Genomic DNA, 26,433 nt, shown 5'->3' on the forward strand with positions numbered 1-26,433 from the left:
GGGCGGGTGCACCGTCACGCGCTCATGGAGCTAGCTGCGCAGCGCCTTGAGAAGGTCGACGAGCTCATCAGTAGTCTTGTACTCGAACCCGTCGATGAAAACCTCATCACCGGTCTGGCCGTTTTTGAACGTGACATCACACCGCCGAACGTCCTGCGGCCTCCCCTCCCCACGTGCCCACTGCCGGAGCAGGTCTAAAACCTGCAAGGCAGCGCCGAAAACATCACCCGCGCTCACGCTTTGGATCGTGAAGTAGGCGACTGTGACGGCATCGGCGATCTCGCCAGGACCGACCGCGTAGCCGACACCGGAAGTAATTCTCTCGAAGCCAAGGTCTTCGACGGCTTCGCGGGTCTCCCGCGTTGCCGCACTTTCCGTTCCAAACAGGAAGTACTCGCCCGTGATTTCCATGGGAGTCCGATCTGTCAAAGGCCCCGAGCTAACGGGGCACGTTGAACCAGCTAGAGGTTTCCAATGGTAAATTAGCGCCGCCATGATTTGAACTTTCGGATCCAGCTGAACCGGAAAATCTGGGCTCAAGGAGCGCAACCCCCCTCACCCCCTACCCTGATCCCATGGACAACATCAAGACCCTTGTGATTCTCGGCGCCTCCGGTGACCTCACCGCGCGCCTCCTGCTCCCGGGGCTGGGCTCCCTACTCGCCATGCAGCCCGAGCGGGAGATCACGGTCATCGGCTCCGCCCGGGACGACTTCCCCGGCCCGCTCGGCCCGGACGACGACGTGCGCGCCGAGACCTGGGAGGACACCGTCGCCAAGGCCTTCGACTCCGTGGACGCCACCGGCCCCGCCGTGGACCACGCCCGGGAGAACACGCGCTGGGTCTCGTGCGACGTGACCGAGGCGGCGGACCTCGAGACGCTGCTGGGCGGCGTCGTCGGCCCCGTGTGCCTGTACTTCGCGCTGGCCCCGGCCATCACCAAGGAGGCGTGCGCGGCCCTGGCCGAGCTGGACTCGCTGCCCGAGGACCTGTACCTGGCTCTGGAGAAGCCCGTGGGCACGGACCTGGACTCCGCGCGGGCGCTGAACGCCCAGGTGGCGCAGCTGGTGGACGAGGAGCACACGTTCCGCGTGGACCACTTCCTGGGCATGCCCGGCGTCCTGGACATCGTGGGGCTGCGCTTCGCCAACCGGCTGTTCGAGCCCATCTGGGACCGGCGGCACATCGAGTCCATCGAGATCGTCTTCGACGAGACCCTGGCGCTGGAGGGCCGCGGCGAGTTCTACGACTCCACCGGTGCCGCACGGGACATGCTGCAGTCCCACCTGCTGCAGGTCATGGCGCTGACCATGATGGACCCGCCCTCCCGCTTCGACCCCGTGGAGGTGCCCGCCAACACCGCGCACATCCTGCGGGCCACCCGGCTGTGGGACGAGGAGTCCGCGATGCACGCCGCCGAGCACCCGGGGATCACCCCGGTGGTGCGCGGCCGGTACACCGCCGGAACGGTGGGCGGCCACGAGGTGCCGGACTACGCGCGGGAGAAGGACGTGGACCCGGAGCGGGAGACCGAGACTTTCGTGCAGGTGACCCTGGAGGTGGACACCTGGCGCTGGAACGGGGTGCCCGTGACGCTGCGCTCCGGCAAGGCCCTCGGCAACCCCGCCCAGCACATCCGCGTGACCTTCCGCCGCCCGCCGCACGAGTACCGGGGCTGGCCGCACCCCATCGCCCCCAATGCCCTGACCGTGGGTTTCGAGGAGGAGCACGTGCAGCTGGAGGCGAACGTGGGCAGCCCCTTCGACTCCCGCGGGATGAACCGCCTCACGCTGTCCAGCGGCGTGCCGGAGCCCGGGCTCACCGCGTACGGCTCCGTGATGCGCTGGATCCTGGACGGAGACCCCACCTTCACCGTGCGCGCGGACGCCACAGAGGAGGGCTGGCGGATCATCGACCTCATCCAGCACGCCTACGACACGTGCGCGCCCCTGCAGGAGTACCCGGCGGGATCCGCCGGTCCGCAGACCGCCTGAGCCCACGCTCCGCCGCCACCCTTCCGGGGGTGGCGCGCATGCGAGCGCTGGACGACCAATTTTTCGTGACTTATTCATAAACATGTCCCCCTGTCGGTAGGTCGTGCCCCCGGCGGCCCCCGGAGTCTGTTATCCAGGAATTGCCCAGGATCACGTGCTGGGCACCGGCTGCAGACACCAGGGAGAGATGACCATGCCTTCATCGGCGCACGATCCGGCGGGCGAGGCCCGGGAACCGGACCCGAACACCACCGGGGGTGTTCCCGCCGCTGAAGGCACGGGACACCACCGGGACGAGACCACCTCCGCCGCGAGCGACACGGAGCAGACGCGGGCGATGCCGCCCGTCCAGGGCACCGACCGCACGGGCGAGGCCCACCAGACCAACGGTGCCGCCGCGAACGGCACCGCGGGAGCGCCGTCGCACGCTCCCGCCGCGAGCGCCGGGGCACCCGCCGCCGGCACCGCCACCACCGCAACCGCCGGTCAGCCCGGCGCCCCCGCCTACACACCCCCCGCCGCACTGGCGAGCATGACCTCCCGGCACTGGTGGGTTCCCCTGGTGGCGGGTCTCGGCGGCTACGTGGGCACGGTCGTCGGAGCTGCCATCGCCCTGGTGCTGAGCATGCTGGGTGCGGCCATCTCCGGAGACTCCAACGGCAGTTTCGCGGACCAGCTCAACGACCAGGTGGACGACCTCAGTGGTGTGGACCCCGGAGCGTCCAGCTGGAAATGGATCTTCTTTGCCCCCTTCCAGCTCGCGGCCATGGCTGCCCTGACCCCCCTGCGGCTGATCATGTCCTCGGAGGACGATCGCCTGTCCGGGGGCATCGCTGTCCCGCAGTACTTCGCGCTGGCGTGCGGCGTTGCCGCCGCATGGTTCCTGGCCCGCAAGCTTTCCGCGTCCCTGCGCGTGGAGAACCGTGTGGTGCAATGGCTCATGGCCGCACTGGGCGGCATCAGCTGGGGCCTCGTGGCCCTGATCGTCACCGCGCTCACCTCGCTGCAGACCAACACCTCCATCTACTACACGGATGTGCGTGTGCGCATCACGGCCGTGGGCGGCCTGCTGTTCCCCGTGCTGTTCGTGGTGGGGCTGCTGACGATTGCGTCCGCGCTCAACGCCCGCTCCACCCAGACCTCCCCCGGCCGCGTGGTGATCGGCGCCGAGCGCACCGCTCCCGGCCTGCTGCAGGTACTTCGTCCCATGGCGGTGCAGTTCGCGGTGTTCGGCAGCCTGGCTGGCCTGGGCCTGCTGATCTACGCATTCGTCAAGGGCGGCGCCGTTCTCGGCTTCTCCGCCCTGCTGTGGCTGCCGCTCGCCGTGGGCTGGTTGTTCGTCATGGGCCTGCTCTCCGCGCTCTTCGCGGGCGGACAGGCGGCCTCCTTCGCAGACTTCACGGGGGGTTCCGGCACGGCCTACCTCTGGACCGACGCCGTGGTGCCCGTGTGGGCCGTGGTGCTGATCATCGCCCTGGCCGTGCTGTCCGTCGTCTGCGCGGCTCTCACCTGGGCCCATGTGCGCCCCGTGGACCAGCGCGTGGCCCGCAACCCTTTCTCCTGGGCCGTGCTGCCCCTGGCCTACTTCCTGCTGGGCCTTCTGCTCATGTGGCTGCTCCGGGTGTCCGGGTCCTTCATCGGTGAGGGCTCCGACACGGCTTCCGCGGGCTTCAGCGTGCGCCCGGCCGGCTGGACCTGCCTGGTCTTCCTCCTGTGGGGCGTGGTCATCGAGCTGCTCGCGCGCTTCGTGGCCCCCGCCTTCATGCACTCCCTGCCCGCCCCGGTGACCCGCTGGCTGCGCGGTTCGGAGCGCTCCCGCGGGCGCGCCGCCGTGGTGGCCTCCGCCGCCGCGATGGGGGGCGCGGCCGTCGCACACCACGGCGCGGCGAACGCCGCCGCACCGCAGGGCGCCGCGGCGTCCGGCACCCCCGTGCCCGCTGCCCCCGCGCAGGAAACGGCCGCGGCGGCGTCGTCCCCGCAGTACCCCGCGGAGCCCGCCGTGACCGCGCAGCGCGACCACACGGCCCCCGTCCCCGGGGAGCAGACCCAGGAGCTGCCCCGGTACGACGACGCCGCGGCTGCCACCTACACGCGCCCGCCGCGTGAACCCATGGACCCCGCCAAGAAGAAGCGGATCCGGCTGATCGCGATCATCGTGGGCGCCGTGCTGCTGCTGGCCGTGGTGGCCGCCGTGGTGTTCTCCGTGCTGGGACGCACCGTGTTCGGCCCGGACAAGCAGGCCGAGCAGCTGCTGCAGTCCGCGACGAACGGGAAGGCCACCGCCGTCACGGAGGCGGCCGACCCGAACGTGAGCACCAGCGAGCGTGCCCTGCTCACGGACGAGGTCTACGGCGCCGCCGAGAACCGGATCTCGTCCTACGAGATCAAGGACACCCGGATCGACGGGGACCACGCCACCGTGAACGCCACCGTGACCCAGGACGGCGTGACCACCCCCGTGGACGTGCCCATGGTCAGCGACTCCCGCAACGGGCTGTTCAAGTCCTGGCGCGTGGACGAGAGCGCGGGGGTCCCGCTGTACCAGAGCTTCAGCGTGGAGATCCCCGCGGGCGTCAGCGAGCTCACCGTCAACGGCCAGAAGGTCGCGGTGGACGAGCAGGGCGAGGCCCACAGCACGCAGTTCACGGTGCTGCCCGGTGACTACGCCGTGGCCGTGTCCTCCACGAGCAAGTACGTTACCTACGGCGGCGAGCAGGTGGCCGAGATCCGCGCCGGGTCCGCACCCCTGTCCTCCGGCATGGCGTTCCAGCAGTCCTTCACCCCCGCGCTCGAGCAGGACGTCACCAAGCAGCTCAACGCGCAGCTGGACAAGTGCGCCAAGACCGCCGAGTTCGAGCCCGAGGGCTGCCCCTTCGAGTACTCCATCTACGGGGACGAGAAGGACTACCGCAACCCCGTGTGGAGCATCGAGAAGTACCCCACGTACTCGGTGTCCCGCTCCCCGTTCGACAGCGGCGAGATCTCTTTCACCACCACCAAGTCCGGTGAGGCGCGTCTGGACTACCAGCACAACGAGGAGTACGACGACGACGAGCCCGCCGACTGGTCCGACGAGGACACCACCACGAGCATCTCCACCTCCGGCACCGTGGTGGTGTCCGGGGACAAGCTCACCGTGAAGACCGGCGACTGACACCCCTCCCGCTGCCGCGGGACGTGACGACGGCGCCTCCGTCCGCATCGCACGGGCGGGGGCGCCGTCGTCGTCGGACCAGGAGACCTGGCGGTCGCCGGATCGGGGCAGTGGCGGGGCCCTGGCCGACTGGTCAGGCCGGTGTCAGAGGTCCTGGGGGCCCAGCGGCAGGCCCAGCAGGTACCAGGCCACGAACAGCAGGAACCAGCCGATCAGCATGGCGATCGACACCGGCAGTACCAGGGAGATCAGGGTGCCCACGCCGGCCTGCTTCTGGTAGCGGCGCAGGTAGCCGAGCACCAGGGCGAAGTACGGGCTCACGGGGCTGATCACGTTGGTGGGGGAGTCGCCGATGCGGAACAGCGCCTGGGTCATCTCCGGGGACACGTTCAGCAGCATGAGCATGGGCACCATCACCGGGGCCAGCAGCGTCCACTGGGCGGAGCCGGAGGTGATGAGCAGGTTCATCACGGCCACGATCACCACGATGCCCGCGAACGTGAACACGGGACTCAGACCCAGCGAGCCGATGAAGTCCGCGCCGTGCACGGCCAGCACGGGCCCGATCCCGGACCACTGGAAGTACGCGGTGAACTGCGCGGCGGCGAAGAACAGCACGAGCACGGGAGTGACGCCAGCCAGGCCCTTGGCCATGGCCTCGGGCACCTCTCGGGCGGTGGTCATGGTCCCGGCGGCGCGCCCGTAGACCCAGCCCACCACCGCGAACATGATCGCGATGACGATGCCCACGTTGAGCAGCAGCGGGGACATCAGGATGGAGCCGTCCTCCGCGCGCAGCGGCGAGCCGGGGGTCAGCAGCAGGGCCAGGTAGATGGCCAGCATGATCACGAACGCGATCCCGGCGTTGCGCAGACCGCGCTTCTCGCGGGGCTTCAGGCGCATGTCGTTGAAGTCGCCCATGTCCTGCTGCTTGGTGTCCGTGTCCTCGGCGAGCGCCTCGCCGCGCTTGGACAGCACCGTCTCGGTGACAAGCGTGATGATGGCCGCGAGCACGAAGGAGGAGACGAACGTGAAGAAGTAGTTGGACACCGGGGTCACGATCACGGAGTCGTCGATCAGTCCCGCGGCGGCGGTGGTGATCCCGCCCAGTAGCGCGTCCGACGCCGTGGGCAGCAGGGACGCGTTGAAGCCCGCCGCCACGGACGTGAACGCCACGATCAGCCCCACCACGGGAGAGCGCCCTGCGGCCTTGAACGCGAGCGCGCCCAGGGGGATGAGCACCACGTACATGGCGTCCGAGGCGATGGAGCCGGTGATGCCGGTCAGCGCCAGCACGAAGGTCAGCCACTTGGGGCCCACGCGCGCCACGGAACCGCGCAGCGCCGCGGAGATCATCCCGGACTGCTCCGCCACGGCCACGCCGAGCAGGACCACGATCACCAGACCCAGCGGCGGGAACTCCACGAAGTTGGTGACGGCCTCGGAGACCATCTTGCGCAGCCCCTCCGGGGACAGCAGGTTGGTCACCGCCACGGCCTCCCCCGTGGCGGGGTTGACCGCGCTGAGGCCCACGGCGGACAGGATCCAGCTGAGCAGCAGGACGATGCCCGCGAGCATCAGGAACAGCCAGAAGGGATCGGGGAGCTTGTTGCCCAGCCACTCGATCCAGTTCAGGACCCGGAGCAGGCCGCCGGTTCCCTTGCTGCCCGCGCCCTTCGGGCGGGCGCTGGGTGCGGTTGAGGACATTGCGGATTCCGTTCTGACGGTGGACGTGTGATCTGCCTAACGTACGCAACGCCCGGCCCGTCGTGGGTGAGGACACGAGGGAGCGCGCAGTGTGGCGCCGTTCCCCGGGCGCCGCACACAGAGTCTCAGCCGGTCGCACCCCCGCACGTCACAGTCGCGCACTCAGTGTCACAGTGACTCTAAGAGGGTTAGAGTCTCTGTGACATCAACGGGCCCCGTCCCGGTTCTCTCCCGCGAAGGGCGGTGGTCATGGGCACCCCGTGCACGAGCATCGCCGTGTCCACCGTGATCTTCACGGTGCGCCCCACCGGGCCGGGCGGGCGCCACGAGCTCTGGCTGCCCCTGGTGCGCCGGATCCGCGAGCCGTACCACCACCGGTGGGCGCTGCCCGGCGGGCCCCTGGGCGAGGACGAGGCGCTGGAGGACTCCGCCGCCGCGTACCTGCGCCTCACCACGGGTCTCGACGCCGCCCACCTGGAGCAGCTCGCCACCTTCGGCGGCCTCACCCGCTCGCAGGGCGCCGACGAGCGCGTGGTCACCGTGGTCTACTGGGCCGCGCTGTCCCCGCAGGAGGCGGCCGCGCGCGAGGACGACCTCAACGTCACGTGGCTGCGCGCCACCGACCTGCCACCCCTGGCCTTCGACCACTCGCTGATCGTGACCCACGCCCTGGACCGGTTGCGCGACCGGATCGCGGACCCCGCCGTCGCCCGCTCCTTCCTGCCGGACTCCTTCACGATCGCCCAGCTGCGCGAGGTGCACGAGGCCATCCTGGGCCGCGCCGTGGACGCCCCCAACTTCCGCCGCCACGCGCTGCGCTCGGGCCGGCTGCGGGACACGGGTGAGCGCGTGGCCGGAACCCCGCACCGGCCGCCCGCGCTGTACCGCTTCACCGAGGACACCGCTCCGGACTTCACCCGCGCCGGTCCGCACCCCGTGGAGCGTCCCAGCCCCGCGAGCGCTCCCGGCCCCTCGAGCACTTCCAGCCCTTCAAGCAGTCCCGGCCCGCCGGGGCCGTCGACCCCGCCGAGTCCGCCAACACACGAGAGCCCTTCGAGCCAGGAGACACCATGACCTCCGTAGCCACCCGCCTCACCCTGCTGTCCTCCCGCCCCGGGGACGACGCCGCGCAGTCCGGCGCGCCCGGCGGCTCGTGCAGCGCCGCCCTCGCGGAGCAGCCGTGGGACTTCCCGGCCCCGCTCACCGAGGGCTACGGCCCCGGGGCGTCCCAGCACGACGTCGTTCCCGCAGGTTCCCCGACGCAGCCCGCCATTCCGCAGCGCTACCGGGACGCGAGTCCCGAGGAGCTGGACGCCATGATCCGCGCGGCCAAGCAGACCCTGGGGGACCGCGTGGTGGTGATGGGCCACTTCTACCAGCGGGACGAGATCGTGGCGCACGCGGACTTCATCGGGGACTCGTTCCAGCTCGCGCAGCAGGCGAAGGCGCACCCGGAGGCCGAGACCATCGTGTTCTGCGGCGTGCACTTCATGGCCGAGACCGCGGACATCCTCTCCACGGAGCAGCAGGCCGTGATCCTGCCCAACCCGGCCGCGGGCTGCTCCATGGCGGACATGGCGGACGAGGACTCCGTGGAGGAGTGCTGGGCGGAGCTCATGGACGTCCTCGGCCCCCACGCCACGGACGAGCACGGTGACGCGCGCACGGATGAGCGGGGCGAACCGCTGGCCTCGGTGGTTCCCGTGACCTACATGAATTCCTCCGCGGCGCTCAAGGCGTTCTGCGGGCGCCACGGGGGCATCGTGTGCACGTCCTCGAACGCCGCCACCGTGCTGGAGTGGGCGTTCGCCCGCGGGCAGCGGGTGCTGTTCTTCCCGGACCAGCACCTGGGCCGCAACACCGCCAAGGCCATGGGCGTGCCGCTGGAGCAGATGCCGCTGTGGAACCCGAACAGGCCGCTGGGCGGCAACTCCCCCGCAGGGCTGGAGGATGCGAGGGTGATCCTGTGGCACGGCTTCTGCTCCGTGCACCGCCGCTTCACCGTCGCCCAGATCGAGCAGGCCCGCGCCGAGCACCCCGGCTGCACCGTGGTGGTCCACCCCGAGTGCCCCATGGAGGTGGTGGACGCCGCGGACTCCGCCGGCTCCACGGACCACATCCGCAGGGCCGTGGCCGCGGCGGAACCGGGACAGACCTTCGCGATCGGCACTGAGATCAACATGGTCAACCGCCTGGCCGCGGAGCACCCGGAGCACACCATCTTCTGCCTGGATCCGGTGATCTGCCCGTGCTCCACGATGTACCGCATCCACCCCGGATACCTTGCGTGGGTCCTGGAGGAGCTCGTGGCCGGGCGCGTGGTCAACCGGGTGAGCGTGGCACCGGAGGTCGCGGCCGAGGCGTCGGTGGCCCTGGAGCGCATGCTCGCCGCGGTGCCGCGTGCGTGAGGCGCGGGACCGCCCGGACGACGATGCCGCGCCGCGCTTGCTCGTCGTGGGCTCCGGTGCCGCCGGACTCACCGCCGCACTGGGTGCCGCCGCCCGCGGCGCCCGGGTCACCGTCCTGACCAAGTCCACCCTCGGCCACACCGCCACGGACCGGGCGCAGGGCGGAATTGCCGCCATGACCCGCGACCTCCCTGGCGGTCAACCCCTGGACACCCCCCAGCTGCATGCCCGGGACACCGAGGCCGCAGGAGCGGGGCTGTGCAATGCGGAGGTGGTGCGCGGCGTCGTCGCCGACTCCCCGGAGGCCATCACCCTGCTCACGGAGCACGGCGTGTCCTTCGACCGCGTGGCCGGGCCGGGCTCCCCGTGGGTCCAGGGGCTTGAGGGGGCGCACAGTGTGCCGCGGATCCTGCACGCCGGGGGTGATGCCACCGGACGGGTGATCCAGGAGGCCCTCACGGCACGGGTGCGGGAGGCCAGCGCGTCGGGAGGCATGAGTGTCCAGGAATACACACTGGTCACCGGCATCCTGCAACGGGGTGGAACCGTGTCGGGTGTGACCGCGCGCTCCGTGGATCCGGCGGGTCGCCTGGGTCCCGAGCACGTCCTGGCCGCCGAGCACGTGGTGCTCGCCACCGGCGGCGCGGGCCACCTGTACCCGTTCACCACCAACCCCGAGGTGGCCACGGGGGACGGCATCGCGCTGGCCCTCCGTGCGGGGGCCGCGGTGCGCGATCTGGAGTTCCTGCAGTTCCACCCCACCGCCCTGGCCGAGCCGGGTTCGTTCCTGATCTCGGAGGCCGTGCGCGGCGAGGGGGCCGTGCTGCGCAACCACCGCGGGGAGCGCTTCATGCTCGGCGTAGATCCCCGGGCGGAGCTGGCGCCGCGGGACGTGGTGGCCCGGGCGATCGCCGCCGAACGGGCGTCCGCCCCCGGAGCGCACGTGGTGCTGGACTGCACCGCGGTGCCCGTGCCGGACGGCCTGACCCGCGCGGAGCACCTGGCCCGTCGCTTCCCCACGATCGACCAGGCACTGCGTGACCGCGGGATCGACTGGTCACGCGAACCGGTTCCGGTGAGCCCCGCCGCGCACTACCTCATGGGCGGGATCGCCACCGACGCCGCCGGACGCACCACGGTCCCCGGGCTGTGGGCCGCGGGCGAGTGCGCGGCCACGGGACTGCACGGTGCCAACAGGCTGGCGTCCAACTCGCTGCTGGAGGCCGTGGTCTTCGGGGAGCGCGTCGGACGGCTCGTGGCCGCTGCGCCGGCCGATCCCGCGTCCTGGCCGGCGTCCGATCGGCATGACGCGCATCCCACCCCATCGGACCGGCACACCACCTGTGGCAGCACGGCACCGTTCACCCGTGCGGCCCTGCAGGCCGTGATGTGGCAGGGTGCCGGAGTGGTCCGCACCGAGGTGGGCCTCGCGGAGACGCAACGGGCGCTGGACGGGTGGCTCGCGGCGTCGTCGTCGGAGGGGCCCCGAGCGGACGCGGAGACCCTCGCGGAGCACGAGGACCGGAACCTCCTGACCGTGGCACGCGAGCTCGTCCGGGCGGCGCGGCAGCGGATCGAGTCCTGCGGGGCCCACCACCGCGCCGACGATCCGGCATCCACCGGTTCCCAGTGACCCACCCCGTCAACCGCGCACCATGCCACCCGGGGCACCGACGGGGCCGGGCACCCCGGCACCCCCAGCCGCGCGGACACGACCCTCCCCGGAGGACACCACCACGTCAGCGCCCCCACCAGCACCGAAAGGACAGCACATGCTGCACCGCTCAGCCGTTGAGACCGTGATCCGGGCAGGACTCGCGGAGGACGCCCCGTGGGGTGACCTCACCTCCGAGCTCGCGCTCCCCGAGGATGCACACGCCACTGCCACGGTCGTGTCCCGGGAGCAGGGGGTCTTCGCGGGCGCGAAGGTGGTCCGGGTGGGCTTCACCGTGCTGGACCCGGCCGTGGAGGTCGAGCTGCACGTCGCGGACGGGGACGCTCTCGATCGCGGCACCACTGTGGCCACCGTGCGCGGACCGGCACGGGCCATCCTCACCGCCGAGCGCACGGTGCTGAACCTGGTGCAGCGGATGTGCGGGATCGCCACCACCACCGCGCGCTACGTCGCCGCCGTGGAGGAGACCGTGGCGGAGGTGGAGCGCGCGAACAAGCTGCCCACCGGGACCATCACCCGCACCCGCGTGTGCGACACCCGCAAGACCACCCCGGGTCTACGGGCACTCGAGAAGCACGCCGTGACGTGCGGCGGCGGGCACAACCACCGCTTCGGGCTCTCGGACGCCGTGATGCTCAAGGACAACCACCTGGCCGTGCTCACGGCGGGAGGGGCGTCCCTGCCCCGTGCCCTGCGCGAGCTGCGCCGGAAGATGCCTCACACGGCATGCATGGTGGTGGAGGTGGACCGGCTGGACCAGATCGAGGACGTCCTGGCCGGCGGAGCGGACGTGGTGCTGCTGGACAACTTCGCGCCCGCGGACCTGGTCAGCGGGGTCGCCATGATCGACGGCCGCGCGGCGGTGGAGGCCTCTGGCGGGATCACCCTGGAGACCATCGGCCGCGTGGCCGCCACGGGCGTGGACGTGATCTCCGTGGGCGCCCTGACCCATTCCGTGCGCGCCCTGGACCTGGGCCTGGACATCGCGGTGGACCCGCAGCCCACCTCCTGAGACGCGCAGGGCGCGAGAACCCAGCCTCCATGACCCTGCATCCGGCCCAGGCTGCCGCACGCGAGCCGTGCCCGAGCACGGTTTCTCCTGCCCGTCCCGGGGGTGCTCACCCCAGACCCCCGCATGCCCCTACCTGTCGAACGAGGCCACCCATGATCTACCTGGACCACGCCGCCACCGCGGCTCCGCGCCGGGACGTGCTCGAGGCCATGTGGCCGTGGCTCACGAGCGAGTTCGGCAACGCGTCCAGCCACCACGAGCGCGGGCGCCGCGCCGCGCACGCGCTGGAGGACGCCCGCGAGCGCGTGGCCGCGGTGCTCCACGCCCGCCCGGGTGGGATCGTCTTCACCTCCGGGGGCACGGAGGCGGACAATCTCGCGGTCAAGGGGATTGCTCTGGCTCGCCGCGAGCGCCGCGCAACCCGCACACGCGTGGTCACGAGCGCCATCGAGCACCACGCCGTTCTGGACTCGGCCGCGGACCTCGCCCGCTACGACGGCTTCACCGCCCGGACGGTCCCCGTGGACCCCAGCGGTGCGGTCACCCCGGAGGCCTTCCGCACCGCACTGCTGGGGAACGACGACGCCGCACGGCAGGGGGCGCAGCACACGGCACCGGGCGCTGGCGGGCGCGCAGGCGGCGTCATGCACCGCGGGGAGAACGAGACGCCGGTGGCCGTCCGCTCCACCACCGCACCCGACGGGGCGGCACCAGAAGGCGGAGCCGAGGTGGCGGTGGCCTCCGTGATGCTCGCGAACAACGAGGTGGGCACCGTGCAGGACATCGCGGCACTGGCGGAGATCGCCGCCGAGCACGGCGTCCCCCTGCACACGGATGCCGTCCAGGCCGCGGGCGTGCTCCCCCTGGACGTTCGGACCCTCGGAGTGAGCGCATTGAGCCTCGCGGGTCACAAGATCGGCACGCCGCCGGGCATCGGACTGCTCTGGATCGCGCGGGGCACCCCCCTGCGCCCGCTGCTCAGCGGCGGTGGCCACGAACGGGGTCGCAGGTCCGGAACCTCCACCGTGGCGGGAGCGGTGGGTCTCGCGGTCGCCCTGGAACGCGCCGAGGCGGAGCGCGAGGAGCACGCACAACGCACGGCGGCGCTGCGGGACCGGTTCATCGAGGGCATCCTCGGCCGCGTTCCCGGTGCCGTGCTCACTGGCCCGGACCCGAGCGCCAGCGGGAACAGGCTGGCCACGAACGCCAGCTTCTGCTTTCCCGGGGTCAACGGGGAGACCGTGCTGGTGGACCTGGAGAACCGCGGAGTGCAGGTGTCCTCGGGCTCGGCGTGCTCGGCGGGTTCCACGGAACCGTCCCACGTGCTGACCGCGCTGGGCCTCTCCCCGGAGGTGGCAAGCACCGCGGTGCGCTTCAGCCTGGGCAGGGACACCACCGCGCAGGACGTCGACACGGCGATCGCCGCCACGGCGGACGTGGTCGCAGCACTTTAGGGCCGCGACTGACTCGCCGCCGCCTCATCGACCGACGCCGCTCACCGAACCCGGCCAGCGCGGCGCCCGCACCGCCGCTCACTCCGCTCAGGCGCCGGACGCCGACGAGTTCCCGGCGCACACGAACTGCCCCGGCGCGGAAACCCGACGCCGCCGACCACCCGCGCGAGCTACACCTCCACCGGGTACGGCGGCCTCTCCCCGCGGGCCATGGCCACCGCGTTCTCCGCGGCCATCCGTGCCATCCCCGCCCGCGTGCCCGCCTCGGCGGAGCCGATGTGCGGGAGCAAGAACGCGTTGGGCAGCTCCAGCAGACCGGGCTCCACGGCGGGTTCGTTCTCGAACACGTCCAGCCCGGCGGCGAAGATCTGCCCCTCGCGCAGGGCGTGCACCAGGGCCTTCTCGTCCACCACCGGCCCACGCGCCGTGTTCACGAGCACCGCCGTGGATTTCATGCGGCGCAGGACGTCCGCGTCCACCAGGTGCGTGGTGTCCTCCGTGAGCGGGACGTGCAGCGAGAGGTAATCGCTCGTGGCCACGAGCTCGTCCCACGGCACCTGGGTGACGTGCCCCGCCAGATCGCCCAGTTCGTCGTCGGACACCTCGCGGTCGTGCGGCGGACGCTGCGTGAACTGGACGGTCATGCCGAGCCCCAGAGCGCGCCGGGCCACGGCCTTGCCGATCCGGCCCATGCCCGCGATCCCCAGCGTGGCACCGGTGACGTCCTGACCCACCAGCAGCTGCGGGCGCAGCCCCTGGAACTGACCGCTGCGCAGGAACTCGGAGGCTTCGTGCGCGCGGCGCGCCGCTCCCAGGAGCAGCAGCACGGCCACGTTCGCGGTGGCGTTGTCCAGCACGTCCGGGGTGTTGCCCACCGCGATCCCGTGCTCCGCGGCCGCCGCCACATCGATGTTGTTGTACCCCACCCCGTAGTTCGCGATGCCCCTGATCCGAGCCTCCCCCAGGAGCTCCGCGGAGAAGGCGTCGGAGGTCTGGGACAGCACCACGTCGTACTCGCCGCCCGTGACCGCCTCCCGCAGCTCGTCGGCGCTCATGCCGCTGCGGGTCTCCACCTCCCCCGCGTCGCGCAGGATGCTCGGGCCGGGCTCGGGAATCTCCCGGGTCACCAGGAAACGGGGCGTGCTCATGGACGGGACTCCTCGGAATGGCTGGCTGGTAGCGCGAAACCCCGCACGGCGAGCGCCGGGCGGGGTTTCGACAGGTCACGGCACCGCGGGGCGATGCGTCACCACGGGATCAGATGAGGGACGTGGCCCCGGCGCGCGCCTTCTCGAAGCGCTCGGTGACGTCCGCCCAGTTCACGATGTTCCAGAAGGCCTTGACGTAGTCCGCCTTGACGTTCTGGTAGTCCAGGTAGAAGGCGTGCTCCCACATGTCCAGCTGCAGCAGCGGGATGGTGGCCACGGGGACACCGTTCTGCTGGTCGTACATCTGCTCGATCACCAGGTTGCCGGCGATCGGCTCGTACGCGAGGATCGCCCAGCCGGAGCCCTGGATGGTCGTGGCCACGGCCGTGAACTGGTCACGGAAGGCGTCGAAGGAGCCGAAGAACTCGTCGATCGCGGCGGCCAGCTCACCGGTGGGCTTGTCGCCGCCCTCGGGGGAGAGGTTCTTCCAGAAGATCGAGTGGTTGATGTGCCCACCCAGGTTGAACTGGAGGTCCTTGGAGAGCTTCGCGGCACCTGCGGCGTCACCGTTGGCGCGGGCCTCCTCCATCTTCTCCAGCGCGGTGTTAGCACCGGTCACGTAGGTGTTGTGGTGCTTGTCGTGGTGCAGCTGCATGATCTGCGCGGAGATGTGCGGCTCGAGCGCTGCGTAGTCGTACGGAAGATCGGGGAGAGTGAACTTTTCAGCCATGGTGAATCATCCTTCCTTTGCGGGACGTGATGCTTCAACCTTCCGCCCGCCGTCTCGCCCTGGTCAAGCACGTTCAGCCCCTGGCGTACGGGCCCCGGACTCCCCGTCACGTTCTGTCACACCCTCCGCCCCCGGCCACGGGCCTGACCTAGTCTCGGGTCATGCCAGCCGACGACGCCGCACGCCCCGTTCCGCACCTCCCCCCGGGTGTCACCGCCCCGGGCTCTCACGCGGGGTCCGGAAACGTCCCGGGGTCCGAGAGCGCAGCCGGCTCCGGGGACGCCACCCAGCGCCGTCGTGAATCCGCAGGCCTGGACCCGAGCACGCTGGAGGTGGTGCGCGCGAGACGCGAGCACGCGCGCGGCATCATCGCGCTCCGGGACACGCTGGCCCGCTGGATGCAGGCGCGCGGGATCGACCAGTGGCGCGAGGGCGAGTTCGCCCTCGAGCACGTGGAGCAGGAGATCGACCGGGACGAGTGGTGGGTCATGGAGTCCCCGCAGCGCCCCGGGGACGTGCTCGCGAGCGTGCGCGTGATCTGGGAGGACCTCCCGATCTGGGGCCCGCAGCCCGAGCCCGCGGGGTACATCCACGGGGTGGCTGTGGACCGCTCGCTGAGCGGCACCGGAACGGGGACCCGCCTGATCCGCGTGGCGGAGCAGGCCATTGCGGCCTCCGGGCGCACGATCTCCCGCCTGGACTGCGACGAGTCCAATCCTGTGCTCCAGCCCTTCTACGCCGGGCTGGGCTACACACCGCGCGGGGCGGTGGACTTCGACGTCCCCGGCATGGACTACCGGGTGCGCGTGCTGCGCATGGAGCGTTCCCTGGCGCCGGTGACCCCCGCAACGCGCTGATCAGGCGCGCTGCGCGCGGTGCCGCGCGTGGGCGGCGCGGTGGGCGGCTGCCATGCGGCCCCGCCCGGGAGCACCGGTCTCCCGGGACGCCTCCGCGCCACTGTCTGCCACCACCGGCGCGGCCGTCTGGGCACACGGAGCCGCGCCCAGCTGCTGGCGCATCCGCTCCATCCCCACCGTGAGCTTGCGCCTTGCCACGGCCTGCGTCCACCGGGTCCGCCACCACAGTTCATGGCGCAGCCGGAAGTCGAGGTTCAGCCGCACACGGGTTCCGGTGCTCGTGGCCCACCACGTGTACTCGAGGGTGACGTCCACGGATCCGCGCGTGGTGCGGAACAGCAGCGACTCCCCGGGCACCCGGTCCGCCACGATCATGATGAAGTCGAAGTGCAGCGGGCCGATCGGCGCCCTGAACTCCAGGGCGGAGCCCACCTCCATCTGGTGGTCGGGGCACGTGGGCCAGGTGAACTCCACACCGAACCACTCGCCCATCTCCCTGGGTCGACCAATCGCACGGTCGAACTCTTCGACGGTCACGGCCACATCCTGCTCCGCGACCATGGTGAAACTGCGGTCGGACTCCCCGACCTGCGTGATGCACACAGACATGTTTTCCCCCCTAGGACGTGCCTCTCCCCATGCCGCTCGTCCCACCGAGCGGCCACAGCACGCTTGTCATCAGGACTCTAGTCTGGTGCAAAGGCCACAACTCGTCACCTCGCTCGGGGTGTGTGTCCCGTGCACACCTGGTGGACAACGGTTATCCACAGCCGTGGAGAAGTCTGTGCACAATTCGAACACATATTCGATGCAACTGCATAGTCCACGGGCCGGCTGCCCCGAAACCCGCCCGTGACCAGACGAGATACCGAACGGTCGTGCGGTTCACCCGGGGAGAGCACAGGCGTGTAACTTATCCACGCCTGTGGAGAAGTCCTGTGGACAACCGCGAATGTCCACCCTTATGGGTGCAGTCACCCCTCTTGGGGGGACACTCAGATCACACCCCCCGCCGGGGGCGGTTCAGCGCACCGGGATGACCCGGAGCCACCGGAACCCGTGGGCCTCCAGGAGGATCCCGCCGCGCAGGTCCACCTCGGACTGCGCGTGCAGCAGCGTGGCCGTGGGCAGGAACCCGCTGAGCGTCTCCCCGGTCACGAACTGCGACCAGTCGCTGACGTTGGCCAGGCACAGCACCAGGCTGTGCTCGCCCGGGCGCTGGTACCCCAGGACGTGGCTGTTGTGCGTGTCGAACGGGATGAGCGTGGTGCCCTCGAACTCCGGCGTCCTGCGGCGCACCGCGATCATGCCCCGGATCCCGCCGAAGATCCGCCCCTGCACGGAGAACAGGTCGTGGCGCCGCTCGTGGTCCGCCTCCCTGCGCCGCGGGCGGTGCACCCACCGGGCGTCATCCCCGTGACCGGGCTCCTGGCGCCAGTGGGGGTCATTGAGCTGGCCCACCTCGTCCCCCAGGTAGACCAGGGGGACCCCGCCGGTGCTCATGGCCAGGGAGTGGGCGAGCAGGATGCGGTCCACCGCGGGGCCGGGCTCGGCCTCCAGACCCAGCAGGGACGCCGTGGTCCCGCAGATCCGACAGTCACCCGTGCGCGGGTTGTCCTGGAAGGCGACGCCGTCCGCAAAGCTCCCCGGGTGGCGCCCGGTGTAGAAGGCGTTGAGGAAGCGGCGGTGACCGGCGGGGTCCACACCCAGCCGTGCGGCGTCGTCGTCGGAGAAGGTCCAGCCGATGTCGTCGTGGCCGCGCACGTAGTTGACCCACGCAGTGCCCTCGGGGGTCTCGTGGCGCTCGGCGAGCGCGGCGGAGAGCAGGGTGACGTCCCGGGTGGCCAGGGCCTCCCACGTGAGCGCCATCTGGAGGGGGTTGTAGGACAGGGCGCACTGCTCGGGGTGGACGTAGCGGATGACCTCGTCCGGGTGGACGATCGCCTCCGACTTGAACTCCACGGCGGGCGCGGCGAGGGCCGCGACGGCGCGGAACGCGCGCAGCAGGTCGTGGACCTGCGGCTGGGACTCGCACGTGCTGCCCAGCTGCTTCCAGATGAAGGCCACGGCGTCCAGGCGCAGCACCTGCGCGCCCTGGTTCGCGAGGAACAGCATCTCCCCCGCCATGGCGTGGAAGACCTCCGGGTTGGCGTAGTTCAGGTCCCACTGGAAGCGATGGAACGTGGTCCACACCCATCGGGGATCGGGGTCGAACGGGCTCGCGGCGCGCCCGGCCGGGGTGCTGTCCACACGCGTGAAGACCCCCGGGTGGTCGTCCGGGAAGATCTCCCGGGCCGTGCGCTCGAACGCGTCCGGAAGGGTGCGGTCCCGGTGGATCCAGTAGAACCGTTCGAAGTGCGGGTCCCCCGCGGCCGCGGCCCGGGCCCACTCGTGCTCGTTGGAGGTGTGGTTGAACACGAAGTCCAGCACGAGCGCGATCCCCTGCGAGCGCAGCTCGGCGGCCAGCTCCGCGAGCTCGTCCATGGTCCCGAGGGCCGGGTCCACGCGCCGGTAGGAGGAGACCGCGTAGCCGCCGTCGGAGTTGCCCGCGGGGCTCTCGTACAGGGGCATGAGGTGCAGGTAGCTGAGCCCGAGCTCCCGGAAGTAGGGGATCTGCTCCCGCAGCCCGGCGATCGTGCCGGCGTAGCGGTCCACGTAGCACACCCCGCCCACGGCCTCGCGGGACGTGAACCAGGGAGCCGCACCCTCGCGCTGCCGGTCCAGGTCCCGGAGGTCCGCGGGGCGCTCGGCGTAGGCGTCCCACGCGGTCAGCACGGCCCGTGCGACGACGTCCCAGATCTCCGGGCCGGAACCGTAGACGGCGGACAGGGACGTGACGATCCGGGGAAGCTGCTGCGGCAGGCGGTGGAGGAACACGTGGCGGTCCGCGGCGGCCACCCGGGTGTCCCGCACCAGGTGCTCCTGCAGCACGGCCAGCAGGTTCTCGCGACCGGTGATGCGGTGGGGGATGTTGTCAGTCAGCACGGGAAGGCCTCCTCTGCCGGCACGCAGCACGTCCGCGAGCAGTGATGGTGCCCGGGATCCCCCTTGACTCCGAGCTCGGATCTGCCGGGCGCTCCGGAGGGAGGACGCGGCCCGTCCAGCATAGGCAGGCGAGATCCCGTGACCGGCAGGTGACGTCCCCGTGACCGTCCGCGCACCCGGTGTTCACTGCACAGCGTGTGCACAGCGTTGTCCACAGGTGTGGACAACACCCTGTGTGCAACACGGTGCCACGTGGGGAAACGCCCGCGTCACCGCAGGTCAGGAGGGTGCGACTCCTGCCCGGTGACCGTGTGGACAACGCTGTGCAGAACGGAGTTTCCACCACGTCACCCCTGTGCGTGCGCACGTGCGAATGAACGGAAGATGACGCGCGCCCGGTGGTTCCGCCCGATCGGCGGGACCACCGGGCGCGGCCCGGCCCCGTGGTGGGAGACGGCTCAGGAGGCCTTGTCGTACCCGTTGTCCTTCAGCCACTGCTTGGCGGCGTCCGCGGGGTTCTGCTGCTCGTCCCCGCTGACCTTGCGGTTGAGGTCGATCAGGTCCTGCGTGGTGAGCTTGGTGGAGAACTCGTTGAGCGCGTCCACCGCCTCCTGGGGCAGGCGGTCCGGAGCGGTGAGTGGCAGCACCTGCTGGGCGATGAAGTTGTTCTTGGGGTCCTCCAGCACCACCAGGTTCTCGTCCTGGATGGCCGGGGTGGTGGTGAAGATGTCCGCCACCTGCGCATCGCCCTTGGTCAGCGCCTGGACCGTGAGGGGCCCGCCGCCGTCGTTGATGGGTTGGAAGGACTTGAACGAGCAGTCGTACTTCTCCTTGAGCCCGCTCACGCCGTAGGCGCGCTCCTGGAACTCCGGGGGCCCGGCCATGACCAGCTCGCCGCACACGGAGGAGAGGTCCTCCGCGGACTTCAGACCGTACTTCTCCGCGGTGGCCTGCGTGACCACCAGCGCGTCCTTGTCCTCGGCCTTGGACGCGTCCAGCACCGACAGCCCCTGGCTCTCCAGCGCACCCGGCAGGGCCTTGGCGATCTCCTCCGCCGACGCCGCCTGGGCGTCCTTGTCCGCGAAGAGCAGCAGGTTGCCGGAGTAGTCCGGGACCACGTCCACGGAACCGTCCTTGACGGCGCCCACGTACGCCTCCCGGGCGCCGATGCCCGGAGAGGTCTCCGCGGTCACGCCGGCGTCCCGCAGCACCCCGGCGTAGAGCTCCGCGATGATCTGCGACTCGGGGAAGTCCGCCGAGCCCACGGTGACGGTGTCGGAGGAACCGCCCGAGGCGGCGTCGTTGTCCTCCGCCAGGGGGTCGGAGCCGCCGCCGCACGCCGTGAGGGCGAGCAGGGCGGAGACGGCCACCCCGGCGAAGGCCACGGGCCGCCAGCGGGGGCGGGGGGACGAGTGGTGGATGGTCATGGGCGATCTCCTGTCAGTCTGAGACCCGGCGACGTCACCAGGCGCTGGATGAGGGCGAGCAGGGCGTCCGCGGTGAGCGCGAGCGCCGCCACGAGCACCACGGACGCGAGCATGCGCGAGTAGTCGCGCACCGCGAGCCCGTCGATCAGGTAGCGGCCCAGCCCGCCCAGGTTGATGTACGCCACGATGGTCACGGTGGCGAGCACCTGCAGCGCGGCGTTGCGGATCCCGCCCAGGATCACGGGCAGCGCCACCGGGACCTCCACGCGGAACAGGGTCTGGGACTCCGTCATGCCCATGGCGCGCGCGGCGTCCACGAGCGCGGGGGACACCGCGGCGATCCCGGAGTAGGTGCCGGACAGGATGGGCGGGATGGCCAGCAGCACGAGCGCCAGGATGGGCGGCATCAGACCCAGGCCCATCAGCAGGGTGAACAGCGTGAGCAGGCCCAGGGTGGGCAGCGAGCGCAGCGCGCCGGCCAGGCCCACGACCACTCCCCCGCCGCGGCCCGAGTGGCCGACCCACAGGCCCAGCGGGACGGCGATCACCAGGGCGATCACCATGGTCAGCAGGCTGTAGCCCACGTGCTCGAGCATCCGCTGGGGGATGCCCGTGGCACCCGTCCAGTTGGCGGGGTCGGTGAGGAACTGGCCGGCTTCGGCGAACAGGTTCATGCGGTGGCACCTCCTGACTCCACGGCGGCCAGGGAGCCTGCCTCGTCCCGCGAGCCCCCTTCGTGGGCCCGGGTGCCCCGGCCGTCACCGCGCCGCACGGCCGGGTTCTTCCCGCCGGCGCCGGTGCGCTGCCAGCGGGTCAGCACGTGGCCCAGCAGGCGCAGCAGCTGGTCCAGGACCACCGCGATGAGGACGGTGGCCACGATGCCCACTACGATCTCCGCGACGATCGAGCGGCGCAGCCCGTCCGTGAAGAGCGTGCCCAGGGACTGGATGCCGATCACCGCGCCCACCGAGACCATGGAGATGTTGGAGACGGTGGCCACTCGCAGGCCCGCGATCATCACGGGCACGGCCAGCGGCAGCTCCACCCCGAAGAACCGGCGCGCGGGCTTGTAGCCCATGGCCGTGGCCGCCTGCAGGACGTCCCGGTCCAGCGACTCGAACGCGTCCACGCACGAGCGCACCAGGATGGCGATCACGTACAGGGTCAGCGCCACGACCACGTTGACCACGGAGGTGATCTGCGTGCCCAGGACCAGCGGCAGCACCACGAACAGCGTGAGCGAGGGGATGGTGTAGAGCAGCGAGGAGCCCGTGACGAACACGGGTCGCAGCCACCGGTTGCCCGCCGCCAGCCGCGCCAGGGGAACGCTGATGAGCAGCCCCACGAGCACCGGGATCACGGACTGCACCAGGTGGGAGCCCGCAAGCTCCAGGACCGTGGGCCAGTTGTTCGTCAGCCAGTTCACGGCCTCCGCCCCCGGTCCTCACGGGTGGAGCGCTGGTCCTCGATGGCGCGCATCACGGCATCGCCCGGGACCACACCGGCCACCGATCCGTCCTCGTGGACGGCCACGGCCTGCCCGGACGGCGAGGACAGCGCGGCGTCGAGCGCGGTGCGCAGGGAGTCGCCCGAGTGCCAGAGGGTCCCGCCCACACGCAGCTCCTCGTGCCCGGCGGCCTCACCGCTCTCGCGCACCGGGAGCCACCCCAGGGGATGCTGCCGCTCGTCCACCACGAGCACCCCAGTCCGACGTCGCCGCCGCGCCGTCTCCCTGCCACGGCGCCGGGTTCTCCACCCCGGGACCCACCACGGTGCGCTCACCCGTGGTGGAGGACAGCACGGTCACGGGCTGCAGGGCCACGCTGGCGCTGTCGAAGCTGAGGGAGCGGAAGCCGCGGTCCCGGCCGATGAAGTCCGCCACGAAGTCGTCCGCCGGGGCCCGCAGCAGCTCCTCGGGTGTGGCGTACTGGGCCAGCCGGCCGCCCCGGGCGAAGACCGCCACGCGGTTGCCCAGCAGGACGGCCTCGTCGATGTCGTGGGTCACGAACACGATGGTGCGGTGCAGCCGCTTCTGCAGGTCCAGCAGCTCCTGCTGCAGGTCCTGGCGCACCACCGGGTCCACCGCGGAGAACGGCTCGTCCATGAGCAGGATGGGCGGATCCGCCGCGAGCGCCCGGGCCACGCCCACGCGCTGCTGCTGACCGCCGGAGAGCTGCGCCGGGTAGCGGGTGGCCAGGGACTCGTCCAGACCCACCGAGCCCAGCAGCTCACGGGCGCTCGCCCGCGCCTCACGCTTGGAGACCCCGTTCAGCCGGGGCACCGTGGCGATGTTGTCCTCCACGGTCTTGTGCGGCAGCAGGCCCGACTGCTGCATCACGTAGCCCATGGAGCGGCGCAGCTGGGCGGCCGGGATGGTGGAGACGTCCTGCCCGTTGACCTCCACCACGCCGCCGGTGGGCTCCACCATGCGGTTGAGCATCCGCAGGGACGTGGTCTTGCCGCAGCCGGAGGGTCCCACGAACACCGTTAGGGACCCCGCGGGGACGTCGAGGTTCAGGTCGTCGACCGCTGTGGTTCCATCCGGATAGACCTTGCTCACACCGCGATAGCGGATGGCCATGTCGGTCATGGGGTCCGTGTCCCTTCGTAGGCGTGGCCCCCATCATAGTCGGCGGCAACAATCAGCGTGCGAACTAATCGGTGCGTTTTGGGGCGAGGAACTCGTCCGGGATCCGCTCCACACCGACCACGTCCGAGAGCAGGTGACGGTCCACGGGGACCCCGCGGCGCAGCACGCTGATCCCCCCGCCGGACTCGTGGAGCACGCACGCCACCTCCCCGTAGGAGCGCACACCGGCCCGGCGCAGCGCCCCGTGGAGCTCGGAACGGGTGATGTGGGAGCGCCGCAGCTCGGCTTCCTGCACCTCGTCCCCGACCATGAGCAGCCGGGTGGGGGCGTTGAACAGCCGCTGCAGCCGCGGGCGTGTCCCCAGCTGACCGAAGACCGCCTCCAGCAGGAACAGGGTGGCCAGGCCCAGCACACCGCTCGCGAGGGTGGGCGGGTGCCCCAGGATCACGCGCCCGGCCACGGCGCCGAGCATCACGGTCACCACCACGTCGAACGTGGACATGGCCGAGAGCACCCGCTGGCCCAGCAGCCGGACGAACACCAGGAACACCACGTAGATCCCCGCTGCGGAGAGCACCACGCCCACCGCGTGCGGGAGCGTGATGCCGAGCTCCGCCCAGAGCCTCTCCCAGCCGCTCATGCCTGACTCCTGATCTCGAGGGGAACCGTGCGTCCGCCGGGAACGCTACCGGGCGTCGTCGTGGTCCGAGGTCGTGGCGGCGAACTGCGTCTCGTGCAGCTCCGCGTAGCGGCCGCCGCGCGCGAGCAGCTCCTCGTGGGTGCCCCGCTCGGCGATCCGACCGGCCTCGACCACCAGGATCTGGTCCGCCCGGCGGATGGTGGACAGCCGGTGGGCGATCACCACGGCGGTGCGACCGGACATGGCCTCGTCCAGTGCGGCCTGCACGTGGGCCTCGTTGGTGGAGTCCAGCGCGGAGGTGGCCTCGTCCAGGATGACCACGCGCGGGCGCGCCAGGAGCAGCCGGGCGATCGTGAGGCGCTGCCGCTCACCGCCCGAGAGCCGGTAGCCGCGCTCCCCCACCACGGTGTCCAGCCCGTCCGGCAGGGACGCGATGACGTGGCGCAACCGCGAGCGCTCCAGAGCGTCCCAGACCTCCTCGTCGGTCACGCCCTCCCGCGCCACCGCGAGGTTGGCCCGGATGGTGTCGTGGAAGAGGTGCCCGTCCTGCATGACCATGCCCACGGTGTGGCGCAGGGACTCGAAGGTGGTGTCCCGCACGTCCTGACCGCCGATGCTCACCTCGCCGGAGTCCACGTCGTACAGCCGCGCCACCAGCTGGGCGATCGTGGACTTGCCGGCGCCGGAGGAGCCCACGAGCGCCACGGTGTGCCCGGGGGCCGCGCGGAAGCTGACGTCGTGCAGCACCTCCTCACCGCCCCGGGAGTCGAGCACCGCGACGTCCTCCAGGGACGCGAGCGAGACCTTCTCAGCGGAGGGGTAGGAGAAGTTGACGTGGTCGAACTCCACGGCCACCGGACCCTCGGGCAGGGCGCGGGCGCTGGGGCTCTCTGCAATCAGGGGCTTGATGTCCAGGACCTCGAACACGCGCTCGAAGCTGACCACCGCGCTCATGATGTCCATGTGGGCGTTCGCGAGCATGGTCAGCGGTGTGTAGAGCCTGGTCAGCAGCATGCCCAGAGCCACTACGGAACCGGCGTCCAGGTGGCCCAGCAGCGCCTGGGTGCCACCCACGCCGTAGACGAGTGCCAGCGCCAGGGCGGAGACCAGGGTCAGCGCGGTCACGAAGGTGGTCTGCAGCATGGTGGAGCGGATCCCGATGCCGCGGACGTCCGCCGCACGGGCCGCGAACTCACGGGACTCCTCGGCGGGATCGCTGTAGAGCTTGACCAGGGTGGCGCCGCCCGCGGAGAAGCGCTCGGTCATGCGCGTGGACATCTGCGCGTTGTACTGCGCGGACTGCCGCTGCAGCGAGGCCAGCCTGCCCCCCATGGCGCGGGCCGGAACCAGGAAGATGGGGAGCAGCAGCAGGGACAGCAGTGTCACCTGCCACGAAATGGTCACCATGACCGCCACGGTGAGCACCAGGGACACCAGGTTGGACACCACGCCGGACAGCGTCCCGGCGAAGGCGCGCTGGGCACCGATCACATCCGTGTTCAGGCGGGACACCAGCGCACCGGTGCGCGTCCGGGTGAAGAAGGCGAGCGGCATGGTCTGCACGTGGTCGTAGACGGCCGTGCGCAGGTCGTAGATGAGGCCCTCGCCGATGCGCGCGGACTGCAGGCGGCTCAGCAGGGAGAGCCCGGCGTCCGCCACGGCCACCACCGCAATGGCAATGGCCAGCCACACGACCACGGAGACGTCGTGGCCGCCGGTGATGGCGTTGACCACGTCCCCGGCGAGCACCGGGGTCACGACCCCCAGCACCGCCAGCACCACGGACACCAGCACGAACGCGATCAGCGCACGGCGGTGCGGCCGGGCGAACGTGGCGATCCGCTTGACGGTGTCCCAGCTGACCCGCCGGCCCTTGTTGTTCTGCCCGCTCATGGTCCGCCACATGGCCATGTGGGCGCTCTGCATGCTCACGCCGTCACTGTAGACCCGCGCTCAGACGTGCCCAGCAGTCCTCGCGACCACCCCGTCCGTCACGGACTGGGCAGGGTCAGTGGCCCTTCAGTGGGCATGCTGTTCACGCCGGGATGGAGACTTCCCGGGGGACCGCACGGCACGAGCGGCCATGGCGCTGGGCCCGTCAGTCCAGACCCAGCACGCTACGGGCGTTGTCGCCGCAGTTGAGCGCGCGGCCGATCTCCCGCAGCTGCGCCACCTGCTCGGTGCTCAGCCGGTCGAAGACGATCTCCCGGACGTGGCGCACGTGGGCCGGCGCGGCCTCCTTGACGCGCTCGAGGCCCGCCGGGGTGATCTCCGCGATCACCACGCGCCGGTCGTCCTGACGTCCCTGCCGGGTGACGAGCCCGTCCCGCTCCATCCGGGCGACGATGCGCGAGAGCCGCGACTGCGAGGTGTTCGTGGCCGTGGCCAGTGCGGACATCTTGTGCTGACGCCGCGGTGCTTCCGAAAGCATGGCGAGCACCAGGTACTCCGCCAGGGACATGTCCTCCTCGGTGCGCAGCTGGTTCTCCACGCGCCCCGGCAGACGGAACATGATCGACACGAGCGCGAGCCACGCCTCCCGCTCGTCCTCGGACAGCCACTTCGTCTCAGTCATGGCAAGGATTGTAGTAAGCAAAGATTGCCGCTGCAAATGTTTCTGACCCGGGGCCGCACCCGGACGTTGGCCGCGTC

At 71.1% G+C, this 26,433-nt stretch carries 20 protein-coding genes and 1 pseudogene; 8 read left to right on the forward strand and 13 right to left on the reverse strand.

Annotated elements, in window-relative coordinates; genetic code table 11:
• Window positions 1-30: 30 nt before the first annotated feature.
• A complete protein-coding gene (locus tag P8S73_RS07065; protein ID WP_070637228.1) occupies window positions 31-411 on the reverse strand; it encodes a hypothetical protein in 381 nt (126 codons plus the stop codon).
• 164 nt (window positions 412-575) lie between these two features.
• On the opposite strand from P8S73_RS07065, the gene P8S73_RS07070 reads away from it, so the two are divergent.
• Both P8S73_RS07070 and P8S73_RS07075 read left to right on the forward strand, forming a co-directional pair.
• Complete coding sequence (locus P8S73_RS07070) at window positions 576-1,994, forward strand: glucose-6-phosphate dehydrogenase (RefSeq protein ID WP_070637230.1); 1,419 nt, start codon at window positions 576-578, stop codon at window positions 1,992-1,994.
• Window positions 1,995-2,187: 193 nt separating this feature from the next.
• Entirely contained in the window at window positions 2,188-5,148 is a 2,961-nt protein-coding gene (locus P8S73_RS07075; RefSeq protein ID WP_235005090.1) for a DUF4401 domain-containing protein, read from the forward strand.
• 144 nt (window positions 5,149-5,292) lie between these two features.
• Here the strand turns inward: P8S73_RS07075 and P8S73_RS07080 are convergent, their stop codons facing one another.
• Complete coding sequence (locus P8S73_RS07080) at window positions 5,293-6,855, reverse strand: AbgT family transporter (protein ID WP_070637234.1); 1,563 nt, start codon at window positions 6,853-6,855, stop codon at window positions 5,293-5,295.
• 249 nt (window positions 6,856-7,104) lie between these two features.
• On the opposite strand from P8S73_RS07080, the gene P8S73_RS07085 reads away from it, so the two are divergent.
• From P8S73_RS07085 to P8S73_RS07105, 5 genes are all read left to right on the forward strand, one after another.
• Window positions 7,105-7,929, forward strand: a complete 825-nt coding sequence (locus tag P8S73_RS07085) for an NrtR DNA-binding winged helix domain-containing protein (RefSeq protein ID WP_135010542.1) — start codon at window positions 7,105-7,107, stop codon at window positions 7,927-7,929.
• Complete coding sequence (gene nadA / locus P8S73_RS07090) at window positions 7,926-9,263, forward strand: quinolinate synthase NadA (protein WP_070637238.1); 1,338 nt, start codon at window positions 7,926-7,928, stop codon at window positions 9,261-9,263. Before P8S73_RS07085 ends, nadA begins: the two co-directional genes overlap by 4 nt.
• Window positions 9,256-10,896: an L-aspartate oxidase gene (nadB, locus tag P8S73_RS07095; protein WP_160119487.1), complete on the forward strand. Its 1,641-nt coding sequence runs from the start codon at window positions 9,256-9,258 to the stop codon at window positions 10,894-10,896. Before nadA ends, nadB begins: the two co-directional genes overlap by 8 nt.
• Before the next feature lie 139 nt (window positions 10,897-11,035).
• The gene (gene nadC, locus P8S73_RS07100) at window positions 11,036-11,950 is read left to right on the forward strand and encodes a carboxylating nicotinate-nucleotide diphosphorylase (protein WP_135010543.1); all 915 of its coding nucleotides are present in this window, start codon (window positions 11,036-11,038) and stop codon (window positions 11,948-11,950) included.
• A gap of 152 nt (window positions 11,951-12,102) precedes the next feature.
• Complete coding sequence (locus P8S73_RS07105; RefSeq protein WP_396350275.1) at window positions 12,103-13,404, forward strand: cysteine desulfurase family protein; 1,302 nt, start codon at window positions 12,103-12,105, stop codon at window positions 13,402-13,404.
• A 170-nt stretch (window positions 13,405-13,574) separates the two neighbouring features.
• Here P8S73_RS07105 and P8S73_RS07110 read toward each other — a convergent pair whose 3' ends face one another.
• Together P8S73_RS07110 and P8S73_RS07115 are read right to left on the reverse strand one after the other, a co-directional pair.
• Window positions 13,575-14,552 (reverse strand): D-glycerate dehydrogenase, encoded by a 978-nt coding sequence (locus tag P8S73_RS07110; RefSeq protein ID WP_019310465.1) that lies wholly within the window; start codon window positions 14,550-14,552, stop codon window positions 13,575-13,577.
• 109 nt (window positions 14,553-14,661) lie between these two features.
• Entirely contained in the window at window positions 14,662-15,282 is a 621-nt protein-coding gene (locus P8S73_RS07115; protein WP_396350276.1) for a superoxide dismutase, read from the reverse strand.
• Between the two features lie 161 nt (window positions 15,283-15,443).
• Between P8S73_RS07115 and P8S73_RS07120 the strand changes: the two genes are divergently transcribed.
• Window positions 15,444-16,139 carry a GNAT family N-acetyltransferase gene (locus P8S73_RS07120; protein ID WP_396350277.1) on the forward strand — a complete coding sequence of 232 codons (696 nt, stop codon included), beginning with the start codon at window positions 15,444-15,446 and terminating at the stop codon, window positions 16,137-16,139.
• Here P8S73_RS07120 and P8S73_RS07125 read toward each other — a convergent pair whose 3' ends face one another.
• From P8S73_RS07125 to P8S73_RS07165, 9 genes and pseudogenes are all read right to left on the reverse strand, one after another.
• Window positions 16,140-16,748: a hypothetical protein gene (locus P8S73_RS07125; protein WP_396350278.1), complete on the reverse strand. Its 609-nt coding sequence runs from the start codon at window positions 16,746-16,748 to the stop codon at window positions 16,140-16,142.
• A 414-nt stretch (window positions 16,749-17,162) separates the two neighbouring features.
• Window positions 17,163-19,124: an alpha-amylase family protein gene (locus tag P8S73_RS07130; RefSeq protein WP_396350279.1), complete on the reverse strand. Its 1,962-nt coding sequence runs from the start codon at window positions 19,122-19,124 to the stop codon at window positions 17,163-17,165.
• Between the two features lie 458 nt (window positions 19,125-19,582).
• Window positions 19,583-20,551: an ABC transporter substrate-binding protein gene (locus tag P8S73_RS07135; protein ID WP_047978877.1), complete on the reverse strand. Its 969-nt coding sequence runs from the start codon at window positions 20,549-20,551 to the stop codon at window positions 19,583-19,585.
• Window positions 20,548-21,225, reverse strand: a complete 678-nt coding sequence (locus P8S73_RS07140) for an ABC transporter permease (protein WP_039101560.1) — start codon at window positions 21,223-21,225, stop codon at window positions 20,548-20,550. Before P8S73_RS07140 ends, P8S73_RS07135 begins: the two co-directional genes overlap by 4 nt.
• Window positions 21,222-21,977: an ABC transporter permease gene (locus P8S73_RS07145; protein ID WP_039101561.1), complete on the reverse strand. Its 756-nt coding sequence runs from the start codon at window positions 21,975-21,977 to the stop codon at window positions 21,222-21,224. The genes P8S73_RS07140 and P8S73_RS07145 overlap by 4 nt, the downstream gene beginning before the upstream one ends.
• Window positions 21,974-23,141, reverse strand: a pseudogene (locus P8S73_RS07150) (ABC transporter ATP-binding protein). The gene P8S73_RS07145 and the pseudogene P8S73_RS07150 overlap by 4 nt, the downstream one beginning before the upstream one ends.
• A 64-nt stretch (window positions 23,142-23,205) precedes the next feature.
• Window positions 23,206-23,781 carry a DUF421 domain-containing protein gene (locus tag P8S73_RS07155; protein WP_059281820.1) on the reverse strand — a complete coding sequence of 192 codons (576 nt, stop codon included), beginning with the start codon at window positions 23,779-23,781 and terminating at the stop codon, window positions 23,206-23,208.
• A gap of 45 nt (window positions 23,782-23,826) precedes the next feature.
• On the reverse strand, window positions 23,827-25,713 hold the full coding sequence (locus P8S73_RS07160; RefSeq protein ID WP_181950973.1) for an ABC transporter ATP-binding protein: 1,887 nt from the start codon (window positions 25,711-25,713) through the stop codon (window positions 23,827-23,829).
• A 166-nt stretch (window positions 25,714-25,879) separates the two neighbouring features.
• Entirely contained in the window at window positions 25,880-26,356 is a 477-nt protein-coding gene (locus P8S73_RS07165; protein WP_019310454.1) for a MarR family winged helix-turn-helix transcriptional regulator, read from the reverse strand.
• Window positions 26,357-26,433: the final 77 nt, after the last annotated feature.

The sequence above is a fragment of the Kocuria sp. ChxB genome (assembly GCF_044359605.1).
Taxonomy (GTDB): domain Bacteria; phylum Actinomycetota; class Actinomycetes; order Actinomycetales; family Micrococcaceae; genus Kocuria; species Kocuria rhizophila.

Coding starts and splice junctions, on each gene's coding strand:
- P8S73_RS07085 (WP_135010542.1), top strand. CDS start 7,105: ATGGGCACCCCGTGCACGAGCATCGCCGTGTCCACCGTGATCTTCACG.
- nadC (WP_135010543.1), top strand. CDS start 11,036: ATGCTGCACCGCTCAGCCGTTGAGACCGTGATCCGGGCAGGACTCGCG.
- nadA (WP_070637238.1), top strand. CDS start 7,926: ATGACCTCCGTAGCCACCCGCCTCACCCTGCTGTCCTCCCGCCCCGGG.
- P8S73_RS07070 (WP_070637230.1), top strand. CDS start 576: ATGGACAACATCAAGACCCTTGTGATTCTCGGCGCCTCCGGTGACCTC.
- P8S73_RS07140 (WP_039101560.1), bottom strand. CDS start 21,225: ATGAACCTGTTCGCCGAAGCCGGCCAGTTCCTCACCGACCCCGCCAAC.
- P8S73_RS07165 (WP_019310454.1), bottom strand. CDS start 26,356: ATGACTGAGACGAAGTGGCTGTCCGAGGACGAGCGGGAGGCGTGGCTC.
- P8S73_RS07115 (WP_396350276.1), bottom strand. CDS start 15,282: ATGGCTGAAAAGTTCACTCTCCCCGATCTTCCGTACGACTACGCAGCG.
- P8S73_RS07105 (WP_396350275.1), top strand. CDS start 12,103: ATGATCTACCTGGACCACGCCGCCACCGCGGCTCCGCGCCGGGACGTG.
- P8S73_RS07120 (WP_396350277.1), top strand. CDS start 15,444: ATGCCAGCCGACGACGCCGCACGCCCCGTTCCGCACCTCCCCCCGGGT.
- P8S73_RS07065 (WP_070637228.1), bottom strand. CDS start 411: ATGGAAATCACGGGCGAGTACTTCCTGTTTGGAACGGAAAGTGCGGCA.
- P8S73_RS07135 (WP_047978877.1), bottom strand. CDS start 20,551: ATGACCATCCACCACTCGTCCCCCCGCCCCCGCTGGCGGCCCGTGGCC.
- P8S73_RS07125 (WP_396350278.1), bottom strand. CDS start 16,748: ATGTCTGTGTGCATCACGCAGGTCGGGGAGTCCGACCGCAGTTTCACC.
- P8S73_RS07075 (WP_235005090.1), top strand. CDS start 2,188: ATGCCTTCATCGGCGCACGATCCGGCGGGCGAGGCCCGGGAACCGGAC.
- P8S73_RS07155 (WP_059281820.1), bottom strand. CDS start 23,781: ATGAGCGGCTGGGAGAGGCTCTGGGCGGAGCTCGGCATCACGCTCCCG.
- P8S73_RS07080 (WP_070637234.1), bottom strand. CDS start 6,855: ATGTCCTCAACCGCACCCAGCGCCCGCCCGAAGGGCGCGGGCAGCAAG.
- P8S73_RS07110 (WP_019310465.1), bottom strand. CDS start 14,552: ATGAGCACGCCCCGTTTCCTGGTGACCCGGGAGATTCCCGAGCCCGGC.